The 25,608-nt window shown below is 26.8% G+C and carries 23 protein-coding genes and 3 tRNA genes; 9 read left to right on the forward strand and 17 right to left on the reverse strand.

All coding sequences use genetic code 11. The annotated features are described in order from the left end of the window. A partial coding sequence (locus tag L8W40_RS03940; RefSeq protein ID WP_263664714.1) for an inverse autotransporter beta domain-containing protein occupies positions 1-2,402 on the reverse strand: 2,402 nt, incomplete at its 3' end. A gap of 1,489 nt (positions 2,403-3,891) precedes the next feature. On the opposite strand from L8W40_RS03940, the gene L8W40_RS03945 reads away from it, so the two are divergent. Beyond that, complete coding sequence (locus tag L8W40_RS03945) at positions 3,892-4,392, forward strand: tyrosine-type recombinase/integrase (protein ID WP_263664715.1); 501 nt, start codon at positions 3,892-3,894, stop codon at positions 4,390-4,392. A 141-nt stretch (positions 4,393-4,533) separates the two neighbouring features. On the opposite strand, the gene L8W40_RS03950 is transcribed toward L8W40_RS03945, so the two are convergent. After that, the gene (locus L8W40_RS03950) at positions 4,534-6,177 is read right to left on the reverse strand and encodes a KAP family NTPase (RefSeq protein WP_263664716.1); all 1,644 of its coding nucleotides are present in this window, start codon (positions 6,175-6,177) and stop codon (positions 4,534-4,536) included. Between the two features lie 322 nt (positions 6,178-6,499). On the opposite strand from L8W40_RS03950, the gene L8W40_RS03955 reads away from it, so the two are divergent. Together L8W40_RS03955 and L8W40_RS03960 are read left to right on the forward strand one after the other, a co-directional pair. After that, positions 6,500-6,658 carry a hypothetical protein gene (locus tag L8W40_RS03955; protein WP_263664717.1) on the forward strand — a complete coding sequence of 53 codons (159 nt, stop codon included), beginning with the start codon at positions 6,500-6,502 and terminating at the stop codon, positions 6,656-6,658. Between the two features lie 61 nt (positions 6,659-6,719). Then, positions 6,720-6,935, forward strand: a complete 216-nt coding sequence (locus L8W40_RS03960; protein WP_263664718.1) for a hypothetical protein — start codon at positions 6,720-6,722, stop codon at positions 6,933-6,935. A 127-nt stretch (positions 6,936-7,062) separates the two neighbouring features. Here L8W40_RS03960 and L8W40_RS03965 read toward each other — a convergent pair whose 3' ends face one another. Beyond that, on the reverse strand, positions 7,063-7,200 hold the full coding sequence (locus L8W40_RS03965; RefSeq protein ID WP_263664719.1) for a hypothetical protein: 138 nt from the start codon (positions 7,198-7,200) through the stop codon (positions 7,063-7,065). Positions 7,201-7,550: 350 nt separating this feature from the next. Here L8W40_RS03965 and L8W40_RS03970 point away from each other — a divergent pair, with 350 nt between their 5' ends. Further along, entirely contained in the window at positions 7,551-7,766 is a 216-nt protein-coding gene (locus L8W40_RS03970; RefSeq protein WP_263664720.1) for a hypothetical protein, read from the forward strand. 9 nt (positions 7,767-7,775) lie between these two features. Then, a complete protein-coding gene (locus tag L8W40_RS03975) occupies positions 7,776-8,006 on the forward strand; it encodes a hypothetical protein (RefSeq protein ID WP_133319264.1) in 231 nt (76 codons plus the stop codon). A 2,464-nt stretch (positions 8,007-10,470) separates the two neighbouring features. Here the strand turns inward: L8W40_RS03975 and L8W40_RS03980 are convergent. Further along, positions 10,471-10,546 (reverse strand) — tRNA-Met (locus L8W40_RS03980). A gap of 13 nt (positions 10,547-10,559) precedes the next feature. After that, a tRNA-Gln gene (locus L8W40_RS03985) sits at positions 10,560-10,634 on the reverse strand. Between the two features lie 105 nt (positions 10,635-10,739). Here L8W40_RS03985 and L8W40_RS03990 point away from each other — a divergent pair. Further along, positions 10,740-11,762 (forward strand): bifunctional 3,4-dihydroxy-2-butanone 4-phosphate synthase/GTP cyclohydrolase II, encoded by a 1,023-nt coding sequence (locus L8W40_RS03990; RefSeq protein ID WP_263664721.1) that lies wholly within the window; start codon positions 10,740-10,742, stop codon positions 11,760-11,762. On the opposite strand, the gene L8W40_RS03995 is transcribed toward L8W40_RS03990, so the two are convergent. The 5 genes from L8W40_RS03995 to L8W40_RS04015 are packed head-to-tail and all read right to left on the reverse strand — an operon-like array spanning position 11,752 to position 17,120. Next, entirely contained in the window at positions 11,752-12,702 is a 951-nt protein-coding gene (locus L8W40_RS03995; protein ID WP_318529480.1) for an SAM-dependent methyltransferase, read from the reverse strand. The two genes, L8W40_RS03990 and L8W40_RS03995, sit on opposite strands and share 11 nt — an antisense overlap. A 2-nt stretch (positions 12,703-12,704) precedes the next feature. Then, positions 12,705-13,511 (reverse strand): M23 family metallopeptidase, encoded by an 807-nt coding sequence (locus L8W40_RS04000; RefSeq protein ID WP_263664722.1) that lies wholly within the window; start codon positions 13,509-13,511, stop codon positions 12,705-12,707. Beyond that, positions 13,508-15,502: a glycine--tRNA ligase subunit beta gene (glyS, locus tag L8W40_RS04005; RefSeq protein WP_263664723.1), complete on the reverse strand. Its 1,995-nt coding sequence runs from the start codon at positions 15,500-15,502 to the stop codon at positions 13,508-13,510. The genes L8W40_RS04000 and glyS overlap by 4 nt, the downstream gene beginning before the upstream one ends. A gap of 38 nt (positions 15,503-15,540) precedes the next feature. Next, entirely contained in the window at positions 15,541-15,678 is a 138-nt protein-coding gene (locus tag L8W40_RS04010; RefSeq protein ID WP_263664724.1) for a hypothetical protein, read from the reverse strand. Beyond that, positions 15,678-17,120, reverse strand: coding sequence for an alanine/glycine:cation symporter family protein (locus L8W40_RS04015; protein ID WP_220566768.1), 1,443 nt, complete (start codon positions 17,118-17,120; stop codon positions 15,678-15,680). The genes L8W40_RS04010 and L8W40_RS04015 overlap by 1 nt, the downstream gene beginning before the upstream one ends. 223 nt (positions 17,121-17,343) lie before the next feature. Between L8W40_RS04015 and L8W40_RS04020 the strand changes: the two genes are divergently transcribed. Next, on the forward strand, positions 17,344-18,096 hold the full coding sequence (locus L8W40_RS04020) for an amino acid ABC transporter permease (RefSeq protein ID WP_133319270.1): 753 nt from the start codon (positions 17,344-17,346) through the stop codon (positions 18,094-18,096). Continuing rightward, positions 18,089-18,817 carry an amino acid ABC transporter ATP-binding protein gene (locus tag L8W40_RS04025; protein WP_263664725.1) on the forward strand — a complete coding sequence of 243 codons (729 nt, stop codon included), beginning with the start codon at positions 18,089-18,091 and terminating at the stop codon, positions 18,815-18,817. The genes L8W40_RS04020 and L8W40_RS04025 overlap by 8 nt, the downstream gene beginning before the upstream one ends. Here the strand turns inward: L8W40_RS04025 and L8W40_RS04030 are convergent. From L8W40_RS04030 to L8W40_RS04045, 4 genes are all read right to left on the reverse strand, one after another. Further along, positions 18,814-19,281, reverse strand: coding sequence for a tRNA (cytidine(34)-2'-O)-methyltransferase (locus L8W40_RS04030; RefSeq protein ID WP_257928077.1), 468 nt, complete (start codon positions 19,279-19,281; stop codon positions 18,814-18,816). The two genes, L8W40_RS04025 and L8W40_RS04030, sit on opposite strands and share 4 nt — an antisense overlap. Positions 19,282-19,295: 14 nt before the next feature. Further along, positions 19,296-19,372, reverse strand: a tRNA-Arg gene (locus tag L8W40_RS04035). A gap of 42 nt (positions 19,373-19,414) precedes the next feature. Beyond that, positions 19,415-20,431: a sensor histidine kinase gene (locus L8W40_RS04040; protein ID WP_263659366.1), complete on the reverse strand. Its 1,017-nt coding sequence runs from the start codon at positions 20,429-20,431 to the stop codon at positions 19,415-19,417. A 2-nt stretch (positions 20,432-20,433) separates the two neighbouring features. Then, entirely contained in the window at positions 20,434-21,285 is an 852-nt protein-coding gene (locus L8W40_RS04045; protein ID WP_133319274.1) for a DUF234 domain-containing protein, read from the reverse strand. Between the two features lie 58 nt (positions 21,286-21,343). On the opposite strand from L8W40_RS04045, the gene L8W40_RS04050 reads away from it, so the two are divergent. Next, positions 21,344-22,609, forward strand: coding sequence for an aminotransferase class V-fold PLP-dependent enzyme (locus L8W40_RS04050; RefSeq protein ID WP_263664726.1), 1,266 nt, complete (start codon positions 21,344-21,346; stop codon positions 22,607-22,609). Here L8W40_RS04050 and L8W40_RS04055 read toward each other — a convergent pair whose 3' ends face one another. From L8W40_RS04055 to L8W40_RS04065, 3 genes are all read right to left on the reverse strand, one after another. After that, on the reverse strand, positions 22,610-23,368 hold the full coding sequence (locus L8W40_RS04055; RefSeq protein ID WP_263664727.1) for a basic amino acid ABC transporter substrate-binding protein: 759 nt from the start codon (positions 23,366-23,368) through the stop codon (positions 22,610-22,612). It lies immediately after the preceding gene. A 190-nt stretch (positions 23,369-23,558) separates the two neighbouring features. After that, complete coding sequence (ftsW, locus tag L8W40_RS04060; RefSeq protein ID WP_220566762.1) at positions 23,559-24,722, reverse strand: putative lipid II flippase FtsW; 1,164 nt, start codon at positions 24,720-24,722, stop codon at positions 23,559-23,561. Between the two features lie 69 nt (positions 24,723-24,791). Then, the gene (locus tag L8W40_RS04065) at positions 24,792-25,598 is read right to left on the reverse strand and encodes an adenylosuccinate lyase (RefSeq protein ID WP_263664728.1); all 807 of its coding nucleotides are present in this window, start codon (positions 25,596-25,598) and stop codon (positions 24,792-24,794) included. Between the last annotated feature and the right edge of the window lie 10 nt (positions 25,599-25,608).

Raw genomic sequence — 25,608 nt, forward strand, 5'->3', positions numbered from 1 at the left:
TTAATGCTTGGGGTATATTGGTGGAGTTTGATCTCTCCACTTACTTCTTGAGTACTAGCTGTGCTTTGATTATAAGTAGCAATGATTTGTAATCTTTTAATATTAAAATCTTTTACTCCTTCAAATACTACCTTACTCTCACTTTTATCATCAACTGTGCTTTCTTTATCATTGTTAATTCTTAAAGTTTTATTGCTTTGTATATCTTTAGCTTTCCATGAAACTTTTGTTTTTGGCATTAAACCTTTAAGTTTTACTTCAAAGTCGCTTTTATAATCAATCATTCCCTTTTCAAAGTCTTGATGAGTCACAGGATCTTTTCCAGTAGGAAGCTCCATAGTAGCTGTATAATTTTTAATTTCTAAAATTTTACTTTTTTCTTTTACTAATTCATCGCTCATATTCTTAGCAATGATTTTTACTTTTTCATTTCCGCTAAGTCCTATGATTTCTACATTACTTTCACCCTTTTCATCAGCTATTAAATTAAGCTCTTTAGTAGTTTTATCTTTATCAATAAATAAAGCATTATCTCCTTGTATGCTCCATTTAACCTTAGTAGTTTTAGCTTTTAAGTTTTTATAACTTGCATGAGTTTTTTCTTTATTGCCTATAGCAGTTTTATCTAAGATAATATCATTATCTCCATAAATTGCTATTTGAACAAAGGTTTTTAAAGTAACTCCTAATACATTAGCAATGATTGTTGCTTTTTCTTTATCTTTCATGTTTGTATCAGGCTTATAGATGATATTTGAATTTCCATCTTTATCTGTTTTATCTGAATTTGGAGTTTTTTCTAAGCTTCCTTTGCCAATTAATTTCCAATTTATATCTAAATCACTTGTTAAATCACTTCCTGCAAATGTGATTAGAGATTTTTCATATCTTTGTATATTAGAAGGTTTGGCAAATATCCTAAAGTCTTCTTTTGGAGCTACGATAGTAATAGGGAAACTTTCTTGAGCATTCCCTGCTTTAGCAATTAAATTGGTTTGATGGATTCCATAAGCATGGATTATTTTTACAAAAACCTTTCCATTATCATCAGTAATATAATGATTTCCATTCTTTAAGATAACACTTTTTTGTTCAGGAGTTACACTCATAGCAACATTTTTAACTGCTTGGTTAAAACCATTTTTTAGCATAATACAATGAGTATTATCTCCTAAATTTCCACAATAGGAAATATGATAAGCATTATTAATGGCTTTATACTCAAGCACCATAAAATAATCTCTATCTATAAAATGAGTTCTAGATCCTTCAATAGTGTTATTTATACCTGCTAATTTAGGATCAAAAGCATGTTTGAGGGCATCTTTATCTAAAGGTATATTAAAATTCATAGCTATATTTGTACTTTGTTTATCACTTTCATTACTTCTTTTATGGCTTAGCGAAAAAGTTAATGCTGGATAAGGTGAATAAGTAATACCTCCTTCATACACTAAAGGATTTTTTTCTAAATCTTCAAAGCAGCTTACATTGCCAAATGAAGCTACTTTTTCTCCATACCATTTACTCATATTAGCAAAAACAGCTACATTGCTCATAGCGGGAAAAGCGTATTTAACATCCATATCCCAACCATTAGCAGGGCGTTCTAAAAAAGTTAGATCATTATTAGTATTTTTAAAATCATAACTATTAATCCAATCACTTAATCTTTGATAAATATTAGCATGGAAAGCTAATGTATCTAACATACTTTCAAAGCCCAAAGACATTCTTTTATGTTCTCTGCTAAAATCATGATCATAAACTAAGTTTAATCCTAGCATGATATTTCCTGAATTATTTAATGCTAGTGCATTAGGATAATATCTTATACCACCACCAAAATGACCTATGATTCTATTATTATCATATCCACCTATACCGCTTTGTAAAAAATAAGATATTTTTGGATTATCTTCACTCATAATAGGTAAAAGAACTTTAGCATTACCACTTAAACCACCCCTATCATTATAGTTTAAATTAAACTCACTATTAATGGAGTGATTAAGAGTATGTAAATATTCTTGGATTAAAGTATTAGCTTGTAAGCTTAAATAATTACTTGCTAAATCTCTTATAAGCTCATCTCTTTCTTTACTATCTTTGGCATTATATACATTACCTATAGTTTGAATAACATTAACAACCTTACTAGATAATTCTTCATCTTCTTTACTAAGATTAGAATCTTTCTTTGGTTTTTCTTCTAATAGCTTTTTGACTCTTGAGTCAATGTTATTATGTTCTTTAAGTATTTGCTTTTGATCATGGTTTACATGATTAAGCGCAAGAGTTTGATTATTATCTATAACAATTCTATTGTGATTTTTTAAAATCATTATTTGAGAAAAAAGAAAAGTGTGAATGAGTAAAACAAGTAAAAATGTTTTTTTCATATCCCCCCCCCCATAACCTACATTTAATTTTTATCTGTGATGAGAATATGATAACACAAAAAATACAAAAGTGATAAGAAAGTTATAAAAATATTGAAAAATAGCCAAAAAATTAATAAATATAATAATTATTTATAAATTATAATCAAAATTACTTTTATTTTTTATTAAAAAAATGCAAATAGATTTATTATTATTTAAATATATATGAAAAAAACTTATCATTTACTTTTTAAAAACAATTAAAAATAAGCTTTTTGAATTTTTATATTTATATTTTATTATACTATTTAACATTTTTAAAAGTATTAGCATTTAGTATTTTAGATAACAGTGTAAGGTGTATTTATCATATTTGGTATATAAAGTATAAATACTAAGCTTATATATAGTAATAAATAAAGAGTATAAATACCTTATTATACTCTTTAGATAACTACAATATAGAGTTTTTGTATAAATTTGATAATAGTTGTTATAATCTTAAAATTACTTATTAAAAAAATATATTTAATTATAGTTTGTATGTTTTTATAAATTAGATAATAGGTAAAAGAATATATATAATGTTTAATGAAAAATGAAAGGTGATTAAATAAAGTTAGATATATAAAGATATTTATAGTTTTATATATTATTTTTATAAATTAAAACAAACATATTTCACAATTAAGCAAGATTGGCACAACCAAGAATTATTTAGAAACAAAAATTTTTTGAGAAATATAAAAAATGACTTTAAGTAAAAAAGAATTTGCTGAAGTATTAGGCGTTTCTTCAGGAACTATTGATAATCTAAGAAGAAAAAATACAATCTATGGAAGTATCTTGCTATGTATTATTTTCCATTGAAGAAATAGCTAAAGTTGTATCAGGGGTTAAATCTTTAAAATGAGATTTAACCATACAAATTATTGAATTTTCAAAAGTATATGTTATTTAGATATTTAATTTCTAAAGTATGGATACTTAGACGCTTTCTAAATCCACCATTACTTCTCTATCACGAATTATTACTACAATTAAAATCTTTTGACAAATTAAAAAAAATATTTTTTTGTACACACTTTAAAGGAAAATCAGTGATTATTGTAAATGATAGGCAACTTAAAAATTTAACTGTTGATAAAAAACTTATATCAAAGTGCTTGTACTAAAAATTTATATATTGAAGCTAGGGTTTTTCATGGAAATATTGATAAGAATTTTTATTTTAGATATAAACTTAATAAAAAGGGTATTCTTTTAAAATAGGAAAATATCCTATAACCATATTAACACGAGCGAGAGAGATTGTAAATGATTATAACGACATGCTATCATAAGGCATTAATCCAAAAGAACATATTCAAAAAGAAAATACTAAAAATCAAAATATAAAAAAGCACTTTATGGTACTAATAAAGTTCAAAGTTATAAAACTTCACAGATGAAGCAAGATTTAAAGAATTATTACTTACGATTAATAAGTATTTTTACAAAAGTTGCTTTGCAAATTAGTCCATATTTATTTTTAAGAAGTGCTAATATTATAAATTTAGAATGGAAAGAAATAGATTTTGATAAAAAAATTATTATTCGTGCTAATAAAGTTAAAGCAAGAGAGGATTTTATTATTCCGCTAAGTCAGAGTGTTTTAGACTTGCTTTTATATGTTAAAAATTTTTCTTACTCAAATTCAAAATATTTTTTTCCAAGTAATATAAGTAAATCTAAAACAATGAGTAAAAACACATTAAATCAAGCCATTAAAAGATTAAGTTTTGGTGATAAAATACTATATCATGGTTTTAGAGCTACTGCTTCAACTTTTCTTTATGAGTATAAAAATATTCATAAACAAGATAGTGAAGTTATAGAACTATGTTTAGATCATAGAGAAAGAAATAAAGTAAAAGCAGTATATAATAGAAGCTTAAGACTTGATGATGGAAGAGAGTTAATGCAATGGTTGAGTGATTTTATTGATAAATTAAAAAGAGATAAGTAGTTTAATTTTTAATGTTTGTAAATTATAAACACATAAGAACTTTTTAATTTTTGTAAATTTAATAGTATTTTATTGAATATCTTTAACGCAATTATTCTATTAGTAACTTTCTTAATACACTATTTTGTGAATTTATATATTTTAAAACAACACTTTTTTTATTTTATTTTCATCTAAATCTAAGAAATCTAAATAAGCTTGAAATAAATTATTATTTAAATCATCATCAAATTTATGACTTGCAACCATATTCATAGAAAAATGATTAAAAAATTTCTTACAAAAATCGTTATTATTTTTAAATAGCTGTACTAACTCTTCTTTTTTAAAAAAATTATATTGCTTGATTGCTTCGAGATAAAAACTACTTTCTATATTTTCATAGCTATTAATAAGAGCATTAATATTTTCATACTTACTTGTTTTGTATTTTTCTTTAGTTTCTTCATAATAATCTTTCCATTTTTCATTTTCTAATAATTTTAATAGGTTCTTATCTGATTTATAATCATCATGAAAATCAAATTCTAATTCTTCCATAACAAGAGCTTCTATATAGTGTTTATTGATTTTTTCTTCTATGTTGCTTAATTTTTTATTTGTAATTTGTGTGTAGGTTGAAAGTAAATTTTGATAAAAACCATAAGGATAGCGTGTTATTCCATTTTCTGAATAAAAGTCTATTTTTAGGAGTGAATTTTCAATATCTTTTACAAATTGTTCATCACTTAAATTACCTACCAAATATTCTATCTTGTAGTTTTGAAGTTTATAATAAAGTTCAATTTTTAAAGTTTGATAAAAATCGCGTCTTAGTTGGTATTTTTCTTCTTTATTTAAATAAAACATATTTTTTAGGTATTTTTCATAAAGATGGTAGTTTGAGGAAATGTCATTTTCTTCTATTTTAATAGAAAGGTATTTTTTAATTTGAAATATTAATGAGATATAACTTAATTTTAGAGCATCTGAAAATGTTTTTTTATTGTCATACTTGCAAAACAATAAAAAACATTGCTTGTTAAAATAATCTATATGTTCTAACACATGATATAGCAATCTTAGATTTCCATTGCATTGTTCTTTATATCTTTCAAAAATAATATTTCCAATAATATTTTTTATCTCGTCTGTAATTTTAGTATATTTATTTATTCTATCTTTTATAATTGCTTTTGCTACTTCATCATTGTTTTTTATGGTTATTTCACAATCAATAACCTTTTCTTTGTATATTTGATACCAGTTTTTACTATTATATTGTTTGGTTTGTTCTTCTTTATTGTTTTTAGCCAGATTGTTATCTTGTTCTTTTAATTCTTCCTCATGAAAAATCACAACAACATTACATTCTTTTTCTTCTTTAAGTAAATTTACAAGTCCTAAAATTTCTTTCAAAGAAAGATTATCAGATCTTCTTTCTATATTATCGAAACACACAATAATATTATCAAAGTCTTCCTTTTTTAAAAAGGAAAAAATAGCATCACTATCTATATCTATTAAGCCACCACTTATACTTTTAACCAAACCTTCTAAACCTTTAAAAGTTGTTTTGGTAATTTTATTATAATCTCCATGTAGGCTTACAACTATTTCTTCTAATATTTGCTTATAACTTTCTTTACCAAAAAGATCTATATAAACAACTTTTTTATCTTTAGAAAGTTTCTTTTCAACTTGTTTCCATAAATAAGTTTTACCTATACCCCAAGACCCATTTATAGCTAAACATTTTTTAGAGTTGTTATCTAAAAAATTTGCAATATTATCAATCTTATTCATTATACACTCCTATAAAATATTTATGCAATTAAATAAAATTATTTAAGTTTTCTATGTAACTATCCTCCAAACCTTAAAGCTATAGATAGTTACATATTCTTTTTAAAATACCCCTTACAGCTACGCACTCAGACAGCCTTTCTTTTTTTAAAAAATATATAAAAAAATGCATACGCGTACGCGCGAGAAAAAACAAAAAAAGTTGAGTAATTTTTTCAATATTTAAACGAATTTTTGTTTTTTCTCTTATTTAATATTAAATTAATTTTTTAGTTTTTATAATTATTCATATATCAAAATTTTAATCATAGAAAGGATTAAAATGAAAAAAATTATCTTAGGTTTAGCAGTTATTGCTTCATTATCTAGCGTTGCTTCAGCTTCAAATCATAGTTATCATAGCAAGAAAAATTTTAATAATTCACAACAAGAATATACAGAAGGTAGAAGTATAACTTGTGCAACTTTTCATAATTGCTAGACAATACATCAACCTATTTACCAAGAAGCTGGGCATTTTGTAAATTTGGATATTGTTTCTAATGTTAAATATGTTAAATCCTAATTCAAATATTCGCTTCCACAAGTGTATGCCTAAGGAAGTTCATCAAATATATGACACCTTAAAGCTTATGGAACAAGAAGATACAAAAAAAGTAGAAGCTGAAGCTAAAAAAGAAGAACAAAGTAATTCTACAAATGCTGATAATCAAGCAAATACTAGCAAAAAAGATCAGCTTTTAGATATATTTGCTTAATCTTAATATTAGGGCAGTGGGTTTTATCCATCTTCCGTGCTACGCACTCAGACAGCCCCCGCACCCCAATTATCGCAAATCATAGCACCTTAACAGGTGCGATTTGCTAAAGCACCAAAAAGGAAAACTATCTATTAAACCCAAACCCTCTATCGTTTCTTTTAGTTTTTGCTTGTTCAAAAGAATTTTCAAAAGCTCTTTGATATTTAAGCTCTTTTTCTATTCTTTCGGCTTTTAATGGAAATATTTCTTTTAACTGCTCCACGCTTAAATTTTTTTTCGCACCATCTGCCTATTTCTTTTAGTCGAGTTTCTAATCTTTCATTATTTGTCTTGTGTGTTTCAAACAAAGTTCTTAAAGTATCTCTATCATCTTTGACTTTATCGACTTAATATTTCACTATCTCCTATCACATAGACTTTTGTGAAAATCCATCCCCTGCTTTTTTTAATATATAAAAACGCATACGCGCGAGAAAAAACAAAAAAAAGTTGAGTAATTTTTTTCAATATTTAAGCAAATTTTGTTTTTTTCTCTTATTTAATATTAAATTAATTTTTTGACTTTTATAATTATTCATATATCAAAAATAATCATAAAAAGGCTCAAAAATAATGAAAAAAATTATCTTAGGTTTAGCAGTTATTGCTTCATTATCTAGCGTTGCTTTAGCTTTAAATCATAGTTATCATAGCAAGAAAAATTTTAATAATTCACAACAACAAGATAGAAGTATAACTTGTGAAAATTTTCATAATTGCCAGACAATACATCAGCCTATTTATCAGCATCAAGCTTGTGCTAAATTAGGTATTTGTGTAAATCACTAAAGGATAATGATGGGATTAGTATATTCTCAATGTTGTAATCAAGTTATTGATACAAGCTTGCGTTATACAGCAAAACCACTATTAAAACTTGAAGAAGCTAAATTTGAACAAGAAAAAAAAGCTGAGAATGATAATACAAAAAAAGTAGAAGCTGAAGCTAAAAAAGAAGAACAAAGTAATTCTACAAATACAGATAAAGCAGACAATAAAAAAGATCAGCTTTTAGATATATCTGTTTAATCTTAATATTAAGCGGCAGAATTTGTCCGCTTTCCGTGCTACACACTTAGACAACCCTAGCACCCATTTTAGTACAAAACATATAGCACCTATAAGGTGTATTTTATTTAGAGAAGAAAAGAAAAGGTGCTTCTTTTGAAAACCTTATCTTGCTTCTTCTCTTCTTCATCACGGTGATTGCTATTTAATGGCATTAAAAGCCGTATTTTTAAAAGTGTTTAAAAAGATTTTCTAAATCATTCATTGGTATGGTTTCTTTGATATTTACAACCGCACTCCATTTATAGTTTTTTACTTAAAAATTTTATCCTATAAGTTTGATATATTTTTCATAGCATTATTTATGATTTCATTTTTTAACGCAATTGTTTGTTTAAAATAACTAAGTGATGAAAATCTTTATTATGTTGGATTTGTATAAAATTGGATTTTAAAATTAATACTATATATTTATCTCATTGTCATGTTTATCTATAATTATTTTAAAATAATTGATAATTTTTTCAGGATTTTTATTCCATTTCTTCAAATGTTTAAAAATCAAAACTGCTATATTTATTTTAAGCTTCATTGTAGTTGGTTTTAACAAGATCAAATCAGTGATTTACACATAAATATGGCTTAGTTATATCAATCAAGCAATGAAGAAGATTATATTTTTTAAAAAAGAAAGAATTTTACTTGTAGTTCATACTATATAGAAGGCAGTACGGCATACATTATTTCAACATCAAACTTAATCAATATTTTTTAAAGATTATTGCAGTGGTTAGATGTTTATTATCTTTAATATTCAAGAAGAGTATAAAATAAATATTATTTCATGTTATCAACTTAGAAAACAAGAGTATAATTTATTCTTATATCATTTAACGACTCATAAAAAAGAAAGAGTAATCATTAAATAAATCTTGATTATTATTACAATAATATAATAATTGCTACAATATACCTTAGAATAATTATACAAAATATTTTAAAATTAATTTCTTATACTTATTTTATATTGCTTCAATGTGAGGATTAAAAGCATCAAGATAAAATATTATCACACAAGTTCGAACACATTTGGCACTTTCTTAGTTAATAAAACTACTATCTTTTATTTACCAATCAAGAAATATTTGATTAATAAAACTAACTAAGGAATATTTATCCCCAAACAGATTATTTATTTAGATGTATAAAAGGATTTGCTAAATTAAGAGAATATAGTTATATTTTTGAAATAAAACATAAAATAATAGAACAAAGAATAAAAATTATATCTTTCATAAGCATCATGGTTTAAAAGCTACTTTAGAAGCTTTTAATATAGATAAAAAGACACTTTTTAGAAAACAAGAAATTTATCACAAAAATAATGATAATTTAAATACCCTAAATACAAAATACACTAAAGTAAAAAATATAAGAAGTTCTTTTGATTTGGAAATTACTTTAAATATTAAAATACTTAGGCATATTTATATAAATTTAGATAAAGAAAGATTGTATTATTTTTTAAAGCCTTTTTTATAATAAAACCTCCTAGTGTTTCCACCATAAGAAGAATCATCTCTAAAGATAAAATGAGAATAACACTTACAAGAATTAATTATCTAGGCCAAAATAAAAGCTACAAGAGAGAGTTAAAAATAGATAACTAAAAAAATCTTAAAACAACTCCTATGAATACTTGGGCAATAGATACTATAAAATATGTCGATAATAAAATAAAAATATATACTTACTATGATAGATTTAGTTACAAGAATTGATTATACTGTAGCTTTATCTCCTAAAAAGACAAGATATACTAGCATATCTTAAAAGTTTTGTTATTATCTTAAAAACTAATAATATTCATAAAAGAATTTAGCATACTCACAGATAATGGCTGTGAATTTAAAAAACTATGAATGTTTTATTAAAGGAACTTAACACTACTCATTATTATACTTATCTAAAGAATCTTAGAATGAATATTCATAATGAAATATTTAATAAAACCTTAAAAGAAGCATTTGCTAATCATTATAAAGATTTATTATTTATAGATCTTAAAGAATTTAATCAAGAAACGATTAAGTAGTTAGCAGCTTATAATACTATCTTGTTATATCCAGCTTTAAAATATAAAGTCTCCTCATTTGCTCTTCATCAATTAAGAAATATTTTTATTTGTTAGACTTTAAATCAATATTGTTTTTCTTGCACTCTAAAAATTTTAATACATTACCTATTTAACAAAAAATATCATTTTTTTACATTTTTACAATAAAATACAAAGCATGTGCAATATTAATTAATAAATCATACGCCTATTAAACTCGCCATTTATTCTTGTTAAATATATTTTATCTATTTTATTCTTTGTATTGTATTTTTAAAATTTCAATAATTTTAGAAATTTTAAATTAATTTGATTTCAATATTGCTAAAAAATATCTGTTGAAATAGATTATAAATTATTTTTATATAATGGTTGCGAAGGGGAGATTTGAACTCCCGACCTTCGGGTTATGAGCCCGACGAGCTAACCACTGCTCTACTTCGCGGCATCATATGAAGTGGATGGGGTAAAGGGATTCGAACCCCTGAATGACAGGACCAAAACCTGTTGCCTTACCGCTTGGCGATACCCCAATAGAAATTTTTTATTTAAATTAAAAGTGATATTATATATTATTTTTTATACAATGTCAAGAAAAATGCTATAATATTTTTAAAATATTTTCAAGGAATGATTTTATGGGATATATAAGTATAGAACAAGCTATAAAAGAACTTCAAGATGGTAAAATGTTAGTAATGGTGGATGCAGAAGATAGGGAAAATGAAGGGGATTTGATTTTCCCTGCACAATTTAGCTCACAAGAAAAAGTAAATTTTACCATCACTCACGCAAGAGGTGTGGTATGTGTAGCATTAAGTGAGAACTTAGCTAAAAAATTTGGACTACCTTTAATGGTACCTAAAAACACATCAAATCACGAAACAGCTTTTACCATCACTGTCGATGCAAAAAATGCAACAACAGGAGTAAGTGCCTACGAAAGAGATATGACTATACAAATTTTTGCTGATGATAATGCAAAGGCGAGTGATTTTGTGCGTCCTGGACATATTAATCCTTTGATAGCAAAAAAAGGTGGAGTTTTAGAAAGAACGGGCCATACAGAAGGAACAGTGGATTTATGTCGTTTGGCAGGATTAAAAGAAGCATGCGTAATATGTGAAATTGTTAAAGATAATGGAGATATGGCTAGAAGAAGCGATTTGCTTGAGTTTTGCAAAAAACATAATATTAATATGATTACTATTTCAGATTTAATCGAGTATCGTTTAAAAAATGAAAGTTTGATTTCTTTAATTAAAGAAGAAGAAAGTATTTTAGCAGGTTTTAAAGCTAAAAAAATGACTTTTAAAGATCACAATGAAAATGAACACATAGCTTTTAGTTTTGGCACTTTGAAAGAATGCGAGAATGTTAAATTTTATCTTAGTGGAAGCGACTTTGAGCTTCTAACTTCTAATAAATTTAATGAATTATTAAAACAAATTGAATTTTTAAGTCAAAAAGGTGGTGTAATCATTTTCATGAAAAATGAAAAACAAGAAAACATACAATTTAAAAATTATGGCATAGGAGCGCAAATTTTAAGGTATTTAAAAATTTCAAAAATCAAACTTCTAAGTCAAAATACCGATAAAGAATTTATAGGCTTAAAAGGCTTTGGGCTTGATATTACAAGCAGTGATTTTAAAGCTTAAATTCTAAAAACTTAAACTTATCGCCAAAGTTAAACATCAAATTTTTACTTTGGTTGATAAAGTTTTTATAAATTTGGAGGTTAATATTTTTAACTTGCTCGATAATTTCTTCTAAGCCAAAATCAATTAAAGCTTGATTTTGATTTTTATATTCTAACACCTCAAAGCCCTCTTCTTTTAAAACTTGTAAAAAATGATCAAAATTTACATTATATGTAATATCGCTTTTAGCAAAAAAATCTTTTAAGTTTTCTTCAAAAAGATTATACACTTGGTGATTTTTATACATTCTAATACTAATTTTTTCTTCTTTTTTTGCATAATCAAAACATGCAAAAGTTAGTTTTTCACAGGTTTGTTTTAATTTGGATAAAAAGGGTTTATAAGAAATACAAAGCTCGCTATTAGTGATAGAATATTTTTCACATTCTTTTAAAAGATCTTCATTCATAGCTTTAAAAACAATGTTTAAATCATCATCAACATATGCCATTGTTCTATCTTTTATAAGCTCACACGCAAAACAATCAAATAATTCATTAGCGTAAAAAAAGGCGTTTTTAAAATGACATTCTTCTAAAGAATTATAAATTTTTACATCCAAATCATACTCATCAAAAAGTTTTTTTTGAACACATTTTAATTTTTCATGTGGCTCTACGATAAAACACTCAATCTGCTCTAAAATATCAGCCCTAAGAGTGTATAGAGCTTGTATAAAATCAAGCATTAAATGCCCTTCATTTGCCCCTATTTCTACAACTTCAACCGGTAAAATTAGCTTTTTATCATCTATAAGTTTTAAAAAATGATTAGCTAAGAGTGTTCCAAACAGATTTCCCACGCTAACTGCGGTATAAAAATCTCCATTTTTACCAACACTCACAGCTTGGGAGTAATATTTATCAATCCAATTTTGAAAAAACTCACTAAAAGCTATCATTATAAAGCATTAAATTTGACTATAAAATCAAGTGGATCAACTTGCACACCATTAACTAAAATTCCAAAATGCAAATGTGGCCCTGTAACCCTACCGCTAGCTCCACTCAAACCTATAAGCTCACCCTTTTTTACCTTTTGTCCTACTTTTACATTAAGTTTTGATAGATGATAATACTGAGAATAAATCCCATATCCATGATCAATTACCACTGAATTTCCTGCATAATAACGATTTGAAGCAATCCTTACAATACCATCATTGCTAGCATAAATTTTTGTCCCACTTGCTGCTCTAAAATCAGTTCCACTATGATAACTTTTAAGAGTATCATTAAACAATCTTGCTTTTCCAAAAGCACTTGTAATTTTACTTTCTAAAGGGTATGTAAAATTGCCTTCAAATAAAGCCATATTGGTATAAGTATTATAAACCTTAATAGCTTCTTGATATTCTTTGCTAATGCGATCAAGTGTTTCTTTAGGTGGATTAACCTTAGAAGCACTAACTTTTAAAAATTCTTTTTTATAGTTTCCTTCGCTAAATTTTATGTTAATTTCTTCTTTAGAATTATCTTTAAATTCAGCTATTAATTTTCTATCTTTAGGATTTTTATAAGGTATAGCTATACTAACAATGACTTTATTTTTATACTCAAAAAAAGGAAGTTTTTTAGAATTTGAGCTAATTTGTAAAAAATTATTTTTATCAAATTCTAAAAAAACTACTTGACCTTTTACAAGCTCAATCTCTCTAGCTTCTAATGCAAATACCAAAAAACAAAGTAAAAAAAGAATTTTTCTCATACGCTAAGCTCTTTAATATCAGCTATTTTTAAAAACTCACGATAAATTGCACATACTAAAGCTTGACGATTGTTTTTAATATTTTCATCTTTGTCATTAATCATTACTTTATCAAAAAAAGCATCAATTTGTGGTTTTAGTGCAAAAAGGCTTTCTAAAAGCTCTTGGGTATTATTTTCTTTTGTTTTACACTGCATAAAAGCTTGGTATAAATCTTTTTCCTCTTGAATGTTAAACAAATTTTCATTAATTTGAACTTCACTTAATATTGCAATATTTGCCAAGCGCTTAAAAGTAGCAAAATTTTGACTAAAATCTGCCTTATTTGCACTTTGTATTAAAGCTTTAATACAAGAATCAATATAAATAACATCATAAGTTTTAGAGCTAAGCACAGCTTTAACAAAAGAAGCATTAACCTCATAAAAAGTATATAAACGCTCTAAGATAAAGTCTAATAAAATTTTCAAATCAAAGCTTTTATATTCACTAGCTATTACTTCTAAAAATATCTTAAGATCAAAATTTTTATTTAAAGCTAGAATAATTTTTAAAACACCATTTGCTGCTCTTCTTAAAGCATAAGGATCTTTTGTACCACTTGGGATTTTCCCCATTGAAAAAAGCCCCATGAGTGTATCAAATTTATAAGCCAAAGCTACAATAGAACTAAATTCATTACTTGGCATAGCTGAATTATCGCCATTTGGAAGATATTGTTCTTTAATCGCTAAAGCAAGCTCATCACTCATGCCCATAGCCTTAGCATAATAAGATCCCATAATACCTTGAAGATCAGTAAATTCATATACCATTTGAGTGCTTAGATCAGCTTTTGAGTATTCTATAGCTTTTAAGATTTCATCTTTTTGGGTATTAGCAAAAATCTCACAAAGCTTAGCAGCGATTTTTTGTTCTCTAATGATTTTATCTTTTAAGGTTCCAAGTCCTTCAAGATAAACCATTTGGCTTATTTTATCATTATTTAAGCCCTGTGCTAAGTCATTTTTCCAAAAAAACATCGCATCGCTCAATCTTGCTCTTAAAACTCTTTCATTTCCATTAATGATTTTAGAATAATCCTCACAAACCGCATTAGAAACTACGATAAAATGATTGCTTAAAGTATTGTTTTTAAATACTGCAAAATAGCGTTGGTTTTCTCTCATGGAAGTGATGATTACCTCACTTGGGATTTCTAAATACTCTTTCTCAAAATGCCCTAATAATGCCTTTGGATACTCTGTAATAGCTACAACCTCAGCTAAAAGCTCATCATCTTCTGCAATAGTAATATTATTTTCTTTTTCGAGTATTTTTAACTGCTCAATAATAAGTTTTTTTCTTTGTTCTTGATCTAAAATAATATAATTTTGCTCTAAAGTTTTAAGATACTCATCAATATTTGAAAAAGGTATTAAATCATAACTAACACTTCTATGAACAAAAGTACTTTTTGCGCTTTTAACGCCATAACTTTCAAACTCAATCAATTCATCATTTAAAATACAGCAAAGCGAGCGGATAGCCCTAATAAATTCAAAGCTACCATCACCCCATCTCATAGTTTTACCAAAACTCAAGCTTTTTAAAAAAGCCTCGATCATTTGAGCTAAAACTACTTTGCTTTGCAAGCCTTGTACTTGTTTTTGACAATACAATACTTCTTTACCCTTAATTTCTTTAAATTCAAGCTCTTCTTCGTTTAAACCACTTTTTTCTAAAAAGCTAAATCCTGCTTGAGTAAGCTTTCCATCTTTATAAGCTATCGCCTTAGGTGCGCCTATAAATTCCACAAAAGAATCATCTTGTTTTTCTTTAAAATTTTCATGGATAAAAACCAATCTTCTAGGAGTATAGAAAAATTTAAATTCAGATTCTAAATGATACTCTTGTAAAATCTTTTCCCATTTTTTAGTAATATTTGGAAGTTCTTTTAATAAAGGAATAGCAGGAAGTTCTTCTGTACCTATTTCTATTAACAATTTCATTTTACACTCTTTTTTAAAAATTTTTTAGTGTATTTTACCTATTTTTTTTTAAAATCTTTCTTTGTTTTTAATTTTTCTTCTCTTTGTTTGGCTTTTTCTTGCATTTGGCGGTTAAAGCCAAACACAAGAAAAACCATAAAAGCTACAAACAAAGCAATAATAATATAATCTATCATTAGTCCCAACACTCTGCGTTTTTAATACCAAGCTTTGAAGCACTAAATACCGGATCTCTACCTTGTCTTTTTTGCTCGCTAAAGTCTTTTAACACTTTTTTCACTATACCACCAAGCAATAAAATAGAAATGATATTAATCGTAGCCATAAATGCCATAGTAGTATCAGCTAAATCCCACGCAAATTTTAAATCCATATTTGCACCAATAAAAATCATAAGCACAGCACTTGCTTTAAAAAGATTGATAATAATAGGATTTTGAGTAAGGTATTTAATATTTGCTTGAGCATAATAATAATTTCCTATCAAAGAAGTAATAGCAAATAAAACTATACTAACAGTAGTAAAATGCACACCTAAATTTCCATAATATTCTTTCATGGATTCTTGCACCAAAGGCAGTGCTGTTAAAATAGGCTTACCATCTACGCCGATATTATTTGCATAAGCAAGTGAAAACAACACTAAAAATCCTGAACTTGTACAAATAATCACATCAATTAACACAGAAAATGCCTGAATAACCCCTTGTTTTGCAGGATGAGTTGTAAGAGCTGAAGCTGCTGCATTTGGTGCTGAACCCATACCTGCTTCATTAGAAAATAATCCTCTTTTTATGCCTATAACCAAAGCAGAACCTGCAAATCCACCAAAAATAGCTTCAAAATCAAAAGCACTTTTAAAAATCATAGAAAACACTTCAGGAATTTTATCAAAATTCATAAACATCGCTATAATAGATAAACCAACATAAATCATCGCCATAATAGGAACGATGACCGAGCTTACTTTACCTATTTTAGTATGATCACCAAAAAACATATAAGCAGCAAAAATAGCCAAAATAGCCCCTATTACAATAGGCCACCAACTTTGCGAAAAACTTACTTCGCTAGCATCAACCATACCTTTATAATAAAACTCAAATGCTGAAGTCATAGTTTGACTTTGAAGTCCATTAAATCCATAAGCATAAGTAATGATTAAAATCACCGCAAAAACAGCTCCAAGCCATTTTAAATTTAAAGCTTTACTAATATAATAAGCAGGGCCACCTTTAAAACTTTTTCCATCACGACTTTTATAAACTTGTGCTAAAGTGCTTTCTGCAAAAGCTGAAGCGCCACCAAAAAATGCCATAGCCCACATCCAAAACAAAGCACCAGGTCCGCCCAAAACAACCGCTACTGCAATACCTGCAATATTTCCTATACCAACTCTTGAAGCTGTTGAAATCATCAAAGCCTGAAAAGGAGTAATATGGTGTTTTTCATGTTTTTCTTGCTTTTCTGTCAAAATGTCAAACACATAAGGAAGCATTCGAAATTGCACAAAACCCGTCAAATAACTATAATAAAACCCTACAATAATAAGCAAAATAACCAAAATGGAATAATACTGATTATTTACAAAGCCAACAAATTGGGATATTAAATCCATATTTATCTCCTTTTTATAATTTAATCGAGTGTAAATTTATCATAAAAAAATGAATTTGCTACAAAAAAATATAATTTTATATTAATTTTATTTTATTTTTTACAGCTATGTGAAAATTTAACTCACGATATTTACCAAAAAAACACATAAAAATGCTTTTAAGTAAAAAGAAAACTTAATTTTTATACACTTAGTTTTTTTAAAATTTTATAAGGTGTTTAAATTGAAACAAAATACGATGAAAATTTTTGTATTTTTTGCCATTATTGTTTTTTGGGCTTATTTTTCATTTCCTATTGAAATTTTACAAGTTAAAGATCAAAATGGCTTAGCTACAGGAGAATATGCTTATACTATAGAAGCCAAAGCTTATGTTCATAGTTATTTCACAACACTTGGCTTAACAGTGGGTGGAATTTTAATAGGAATAGCACTTGGTTTTTTCCTAGCATTTTTAAGATTTTTAGAAATTCAAAGTTTAAATTTCATCATAGATGAATACATAGACATTATACGCGGAACCCCTCTGCTTTTACAGCTTTTGATTTTCTCAGTAGTGATTTTTGCTACTTGGAGTGATAATTTTTATGTAGCTATTATTGCACTTGGACTTAATAGTTCTGCTTATGTAGCTGAAATCGTAAGAAGTGGAATTCAAAGTGTAGACAAAGGACAAATGGAAGCATCAAGAGCAATGGGGCTTAATTATTCTGCTTCTATGAGACTAATCATCTTTCCACAAGCGATTAAAAATATCTTACCTTCTTTAATGAATGAATTTATTTCTTTATTTAAAGAAACTTCAATAGTGGGCTATATTAGCGTTATGGATATTACCATGCAAAGTAAAAGCTTACAAGCAATTTATTACAACCCTAAACCTATTATTTTTACAGGGCTTGTATATTATGTAAGCGTTAAAATTTTAACACTGATTGCAAGATTTATAGAAATGAGATTAAACAAACATGATTAAAATAGAAAATTTGATTAAAAAATATGGAGATTTAGAAGTTTTAAAAGATATTAGCATTGAAGTACATAAAGGTGATATTATTGCTATTATAGGGCCTAGCGGAGGTGGAAAAAGTACTTTTTTACGCTGTTTAAATAAACTTGAAACACCAGATAGTGGTAATATTTATATCAATAATATCAATATACTTGATAAAAAAACAGATATCAATAAAATTCGACAAAAAGTAAGCATGGTATTTCAACATTTTAATCTTTTTAATAATAAAAATGTTTTGGAAAATTTATGCCTAGTGCCAGTACAAACAAAAATCATGAGTAAAGATGAAGCAGTAAAAAAAGCACGAGAATTACTCAAAAAAGTTGGCCTAAGTGATAAAGAAAATTATTTTCCTCATAAGCTTTCAGGTGGACAAAAACAGCGTATTGCCATAGCAAGATCATTAATGATGAATCCTGATGTGATTTTATTTGATGAGCCAACTTCAGCTTTAGATCCTGAAATGATAGGTGAGGTTTTAAATATCATGAAAGAAGTGGCTAAAGAAGGTTTAACTATGCTTGTAGTTACACATGAAATGGGATTTGCAAGAAATGTAGCTAATAGAATTTTTTTCATGGATAAAGGCATTATAGCAGTAGATGAATGTCCTAAAATAGCTTTTGAAAACCCAGAGAATGAAAGATTGAAAGAATTTTTAAATCAAGTTTTAAATCATTAAAATTTTTCAAAAGAGGCAAAATTTTGCCTCAAAGCCTCATAACTCACTATGCCTACACTTGTAGCTAAATTTAAACTTCTACCGCAATCTTTCATCGGTATAGTAATAGCATTTTCCCATTTTTTTTGCATTAAATCCATAGGCAAACCAAAACTTTCACTTCCAAAAAATAAAAAATCACCTTTTTGATAATTTACATCAAAATAAGCTTGAGTAGTTTTAGTTGTCGCAAAGAAAAATCTATCTTGAAATTTTTCATACTCTTTTAAAAAATCTTCTAAATTATCCCATAAAAAAGGATTTAATTTTTTCCAATAATCAAGTCCTGCTCTTTTAACTGCCTTTTCATCAATACTAAAAAGTGGATTGATAATATGTAAAGCAAAACCTGCATTAAAACACATTCTGCCTATACTTCCTGTATTTTGTGGTATGCGAGGCTCAACTAAGACTATATGAAACATCTTTTTCCTTGAAATGGTGTCCCCAGCAAGGTTTGAACTTGCGACCTCAGAATTAGGAATTCTGCGCTCTATCCAGCTGAGCTATGAGGACAAATATTTTTATTATTTTAAGAAAAAATTTATTTTATAGAGCTTAAATTTTAAGCTCTATAAAAAAACATTTTGGATTTTCATCAAAACCTAAAACTCCATTATGCGCATCAATAATTTGTTTTGATAAAGAAAGACCTAAGCCATTACCTTTTAACTTAGTTGTTTTAAAAGCCTCAAAAACCATTTTTTTATCTTTGATACTTACACCATTATCATAAACTTTAATAAAAACCCTATCTTCTTTTTGTTCGCACTTAACCTTTATATAACCATCATCATTTTCGCTTTCTTCAATAGCATCTATGGCATTATAAAGTAAATTTTGCAAAACTAAAGCAAGTAAAGATTTATCTGCATTGATTTTTAAATCTAAAAATTCAAATTTAAAATCGATATTAGCTAGATAATTATAAGCTCCAATAGCTTGCTCACACTCATCTTGTAACTCCTGTAAATTAAACTCATTTAAATTAACATGTACTCCTTTTGTAAAAAGTAAAGTAGAATTTACAATACGCTCTACTCTTGAAATTGCTTTTTGGATTTCTAAAACTATATGCTTATTTTTTAACTCACTTCTTTCAAACAAAGTAGAGCTTAATAAAGAAATAGAACCTATAGGATTGCGTATTTCATGCGCTAGGTGTGCTGCAACTGTTCCCATGCTAGCCAACCTTTCATTTCTTTTTTCATCACTAATATCTGTTGCATTTACTATAAGTTTATCAGTATGAGAGGTGATTTTGATTAGATAAAATTTATGATCAAACTCAAGCTCATAATGTGTTTTATCAAGATCAATGCATTCTAAAAGCTTTGGCTTTTGTGTAGCTAGGTTGTTTTGCAAAATAATATTTTTATTTGCGTCTAAAATCCACAAAGCCATAGGCAAAACCTCTATAATCTCACTTACCATTTGTCTTAATGCAGTGTAGTTTTCATTAAGTTGCTTATATTCATTTTCTATAACATAGGTTTGCTCTATTAAGGCTTTTAATCCTTGTTGTAAGTTTTCTTTTTCACTAGAATCTAAACTTTTTAAAATATTCTCATCCACACTTAATCCTTAATTAAAAATTGAAAATCTTCTAAAGTATATAAAAGCAAATTACGCTCCTTATTTAGAATAAGCTCTTTACTAAAGCCACTCTTTGAAAAAAGCACATATAAATTAGGTTGAATTTGCAACTGTTTTGCTTTACTTTTCAAAATATTTAAAACATTTTTACATATTTTTCTTTCTTTAAATTTAACTTCACCTAAAACACAAAAATTGTTTTCATGATAATACAAGTCTATTTCATGATAATAATTCCAAAAACTATACACTTGATCCACTTTAAGTTTTTTTGCTAAAAATTCTTTACATAAAAGTTCAAAAGTAAAACTTTGGTATTTTTCCAAATTTTCTTGGATAAGTTCTATTAATTCATTGTATTTTTTCATCGCGATTAAATTAAGTTTAGGATATATAAAATAAAAGAAAAATCTTAATCCTTGATTTTTAAAAACAACCTTATCTTGTATATTATAAGAGCGTAATTCTTTTTTAACTTTCTGTCTTTTGTTTTTTATAATTGGCTTTTCTTGACTTTTTTCTAAAATCAAAATATTTTTCTCTAAAAGTTTATTAATAAGTCCTAGAGCCTGAAAATGCGGAATAGATTTATTAATAGAATAGCGTTTTCTATCGTTTTTACTTAAAACACTCAAAGCTTTTAAAGCATTCTCATCTAAATTTAAAGAAGCTAAAATATCAAAGGCTTTCAAAATAAAAACATTTAAGATATTTTCATATAAACTTAATTTCAAATCAAATTCAAACTCATCAAAAATACTATAAAAATCAAAAATACTTTCAAGCTCCAAAGTTTCACAGCGTTTTGAAAAATCACCAAATTTTATAATCACATCCTTAAAATAAATATTTTGTATGTTATAATTTTAACAAAAAATTAGAGGATTTTTTTTGGATATTGAAAAACTAAAACAAGATATTATTTTAAAAAAAGGAATATATTATTTTGATTTTACAGCTAGCGCTTTAGCACTAAAAAGCATAGAAAAAGAAATTAAAAAAATTCTTACTACCTATGCAAATACACATTCAGATAGTTCTTTAAATTCTTTTATCACACAACAGCATTATGAAAACGCAAGAATAAATTTAAAAAAATACCTTGAATTAGATGATAGTTTTGCTCTTATAGCTTGTGGGAATGGATCTTCAGCAGCTATAAAAAAATTTCAAGAACTTTTAGGTCTATATATACCACCACTTATTAAAGAAAAATATTTTAAAAATACAGACAAAAATACCTTACCTTTGGTTATAGTTGGACCCTATGAACACCATTCTAATGAGCTTTCATTTAGAGAAGCTTTGTGTGAATGCGTTCGAGTGCCCTTAGATAAAAATGGAGAATTAGATTTTAATTTTTTAGAAAAATTATTACAAAAATCCAAAAACAGACAAATCATAGCAAGCTTTAATGCAGCTTCTAATGTTACAGGAATTTTAAGTGATTATAAAAAAATTTACACTTTAATCAAACAACACAACGGTATAGTTGCTTTTGATATTTCCACTTTAGCTCCTTATGCTAATTTAGATTCTAAATTTTACGATGCAGTGTTTATTAGCTCTCATAAACTACTTGGAGGTGTAGGATCTTGTGGCTTACTTGTTATCAAAAAAAATCTATGTGGCAATACCCCTAGCTTTGCAGCAGGTGGAACTGTGGGCTATGTTTCAAGAACATCTCAACAATATTTATGCGAAGTTGAAAATTTAGAAGAAGGTGGCACGCCTGGAATTATTCAGCTTATTAGAGCAAGTTTGGCTTTTAAAATACGCAATGAAATAGGTTTAAAAAATATAGAAAAAAAAGAAAAAGAACTTTGTGAATATTTTTTCAAACAATGTACAAATTTTCCAAAAATGATCTTATATGCAAAAAATATCACTAATAGATTACCTATTTTTGCTTTTAATATAGAAGGAATTTCTCCTTTTGATTTAGCTTATAAACTAAGTAAAACTTATAAGATAGAAACAAGAGCAGGTTGTGCTTGTGCAGGACCTTATGGGCATGATTTACTCAATCTAAAAGACAATCAAGAATTAAAATCTAAACCAGGTTGGCTAAGAGTGGGTTTTCATTATACGCATACAAAAGAAGATATAGAATATTTTTTTAAAGCCTTGAATATAAGCATCAAGGCTTTAAGTTAATTATTGTAAATCGTATTTTTCTACGATTTTTTGGTAAGTACCATCAGCTTTAACTTTTTCTAAACCTGCATTAATTTTTTGAACAAGCTCATTTTGTTTTCCTTTATCAAAAGCTACACAAAACCCTGAACTTCCATCATTTTCTTCTAAAAATGCTTCTAACTCTTCATTAGTTTTTAAATAACCTTTACCAATATCTTTATCCGTTAAAACTGCATCTACTTTGCCAGCTTTTAAAGCTAAAATTGCTGCTAACATTTCTTCACTTGCAACTACTTGAGCATTTGGAATAGTCTTAGCAGCACTTTCTTGAATAGTTCCAAGTTGAACACCTATTTTTTTACCTTCCAAACTTTGTTTATCGCTAATACTAGAATCTGTTTTTAATTTTAAATATAAATTTTTAGTATTGAAATAAGTATCACTAAAATCCATACTTGCTAATCTTTGAGGAGTTGAACTCATAGCAGAAGCTATCATATCAATCTTTCCAGCTTTTAAGGCAGGAATTAAACCATCAAAACTCATATTTACCCATTCAAGTTTTAAATTTTCTCTTTTAGCAATTTCTTCCAATAAATCAACATCAAAGCCGGTAATTTTTGCATCTTTAATAAAATCAAAAGGAGGATAATTTGCAGCTATACCTACTTTATAAACTTTTTCACCAGAAGCACTAGCTTGATTTTTATCGCTTGAACAAGCACCTAAAGCTAATATACCAAATAACGCTAAAACAACATATAATATTTTTTTCATTTTTTTCCTTTGTTAAAATTAAAATAAAATTGATAAATGATTATAATGTGTTTAAACGCCTGTATTTCTTCATATCCGCCTCCTTTATAATAAATGTGAGCATAATTATAGCAGAAAAAAGTTTTTTGTAAAGAGTTGTTATAGAATATTTTTTATTTAAGTTAATTTTTATATATTTTAATTAATGAGTTTAAATTTTTACCTTCTTGCTAATCATTAAAACATAACCTATTCCAAGACAAATAGACCACATAGAACTGCCGCCATAACTTAAAAGTGGCACAGCAACTCCTTTTAATGGAGTTAAAGAAATAATTCCAAAAGCATTCATAAAAAATGAAAATAATAAAAGTAAAGCTACACCTGAACAAAATAAAAAATGGACCTTATTTTCACAACGCCCAGCAATTCTAAAAATTCTAAGTATGACCATCAAATAAATCAAACATATAATGCTCAATCCTAACAATCCTATTTCCTCAGTAATCCCTGATAAAACAAAATCCGTATGCACCTCACTTAAAAATCCCAATTTAAAAGTTCCAAGGCCCAACCCTTCTCCAAAAAATCCACCATGAGCTATAGCATTTAAACTATGTGAAATTTGATAAGGTTCTGAGTTATGGCTTACTCTTAAAGCACTTGCTAGCCAATCAGGAAAAAAAGGTAAAAACGCATCTTGGATATTTCCCCACCAAGCAGAAATACGCTGAATTCTTCTTTGATTACTTAAAATCACCAAAACCCCAATCATTCCAACAATAACCACGCCAAAAGCAAAAAGTCTTTTACTAGCTCCTGCAAAAAATGCTAAAGCAAAAACTAAGAAAAAAGAGATAACACTTTGGCCTAAATCATTTTGTGTCATATAAATATAGCCAATAACAAAAGCAGCTAAAATAAAATAAGGAATTAAAATTAAAACTTCGTGTTTGATTGCTTTTTTGCTATCATCAATTCTTCTTGTATAAGACCAAGCAAGGAAATAAATCAAACCTATCTTAAAAAATTCAACAGGAGAAATAGATAAAGGACCAAGCCTGATCCACCTTTTAGCACCACCTGCTGCAGTAGCAAGAAAGGTCGGTAAAAAAGGCAAAATAAGTATAAATAAAAAAGAGATTAACAAAACACTTATCATTAAATAATGCGCCATTTTACTATCAGGATTTAATCTTGAAACAAAATAAATAATAGCTATACCACTAAGTCCAAAAAAAAGCTGTCTGATAAAAAAATGAAATTCATTATATTCTAAATAAAGCACAGTAAAAGCACTTAAAGAATATGAAAAAAGTATCCCTATAGTTATTAGAATGCAACTTAAAAAAAATAATTTTCTATCAGCAACCAAAATTTCTTCCTAGAATTTTATAAAAATTAATTTTAATAAATTGCAACTTAAAATGATGTTATTTGGAGATTATGTATTGTTTTTATATAAAGATTTTAAACTCTCATAAGCAAGCTGAATTTTTTCAAATTCCTCACGACAATAAGCTTGTTCGATTTTGCTTTTACCTTGATGGCGATCAGGATGATAAATTTTAACCAAATTAAGATAATTTTGTCTAATAGTAGCAAAATCATCATTAGAATTACATCCTAAAGTTTGGAAATAATTCTCAAAAAGTTTAGCCAAAGCATTAAATTTCCAATTAGTATTGGCTTTATTTTTCATTTTATTTCTAAATTCTAAAAGTTGAGTTTCATTGATTGTAAAATCCACACAATATTTTAAATGCTCATTTACGCTTGCTAAAATTTCTAAAAGATTTAAAGTATTATCATCTTTGTATTCTACTGAAAAAATACAATTTTTCTCATCATACATGCTTTTATGATCTTTAAAATATTGCTCTAAATATACAGCAAACATTTTTTCATTAGAACTTAAAGTTATTAAGATATTTTTTTGTGCAAAACCTATTTTAGCAAAGATTACAGGCTTTAAAGTATTTGCTTGAGCAAGATTTAATTTAAAGGTCTTATAATGCGCAAAAGCAAGATTATCGATTTGGTTTCCAGTATTTTTTTTATACTTGTGATTAACAAGTTTTAAAAAATATCTTCTTTGAGGAATTTCATTTTCCACAAAAAAAGATAGGGTTTTGTTTTTATTTCCTATGACTTTAGAAAAATTTTTACGGATAAGATCTTGAAAATATTTAAACATTAAAAAATCATCAGTATTAACACTAACAGATTCTAAAGTTTGCACTACTTGCATAAAATCCTCT

Source organism: Campylobacter sp. IFREMER_LSEM_CL1846, from assembly GCF_025772105.1.
GTDB classification, from domain to species: Bacteria; Campylobacterota; Campylobacteria; order Campylobacterales; family Campylobacteraceae; genus Campylobacter_D; species Campylobacter_D lari_D.

What these genes read in the sequence shown, in the direction of transcription:
- L8W40_RS03975 (WP_133319264.1), top strand. Translation starts at nt 7,776, where the DNA reads ATGGGATTAGTATATTCTCAATGTTGTAATCAAGTTATTGATACAAGC.
- L8W40_RS04055 (WP_263664727.1), bottom strand. Translation starts at nt 23,368, where the DNA reads ATGAAAAAAATATTATATGTTGTTTTAGCGTTATTTGGTATATTAGCT.
- L8W40_RS04015 (WP_220566768.1), bottom strand. Translation starts at nt 17,120, where the DNA reads ATGGATTTAATATCCCAATTTGTTGGCTTTGTAAATAATCAGTATTAT.
- L8W40_RS03955 (WP_263664717.1), top strand. Translation starts at nt 6,500, where the DNA reads ATGAAAAAAATTATCTTAGGTTTAGCAGTTATTGCTTCATTATCTAGC.
- L8W40_RS04025 (WP_263664725.1), top strand. Translation starts at nt 18,089, where the DNA reads ATGATTAAAATAGAAAATTTGATTAAAAAATATGGAGATTTAGAAGTT.
- glyS (WP_263664723.1), bottom strand. Translation starts at nt 15,502, where the DNA reads ATGAAATTGTTAATAGAAATAGGTACAGAAGAACTTCCTGCTATTCCT.
- L8W40_RS03990 (WP_263664721.1), top strand. Translation starts at nt 10,740, where the DNA reads ATGGGATATATAAGTATAGAACAAGCTATAAAAGAACTTCAAGATGGT.
- L8W40_RS03960 (WP_263664718.1), top strand. Translation starts at nt 6,720, where the DNA reads ATGTTAAATATGTTAAATCCTAATTCAAATATTCGCTTCCACAAGTGT.
- L8W40_RS03950 (WP_263664716.1), bottom strand. Translation starts at nt 6,177, where the DNA reads ATGAATAAGATTGATAATATTGCAAATTTTTTAGATAACAACTCTAAA.
- L8W40_RS03970 (WP_263664720.1), top strand. Translation starts at nt 7,551, where the DNA reads ATGAAAAAAATTATCTTAGGTTTAGCAGTTATTGCTTCATTATCTAGC.
- L8W40_RS04065 (WP_263664728.1), bottom strand. Translation starts at nt 25,598, where the DNA reads ATGCAAGTAGTGCAAACTTTAGAATCTGTTAGTGTTAATACTGATGAT.
- L8W40_RS04000 (WP_263664722.1), bottom strand. Translation starts at nt 13,511, where the DNA reads ATGAGAAAAATTCTTTTTTTACTTTGTTTTTTGGTATTTGCATTAGAA.
- L8W40_RS04030 (WP_257928077.1), bottom strand. Translation starts at nt 19,281, where the DNA reads ATGTTTCATATAGTCTTAGTTGAGCCTCGCATACCACAAAATACAGGA.
- L8W40_RS04010 (WP_263664724.1), bottom strand. Translation starts at nt 15,678, where the DNA reads ATGATAGATTATATTATTATTGCTTTGTTTGTAGCTTTTATGGTTTTT.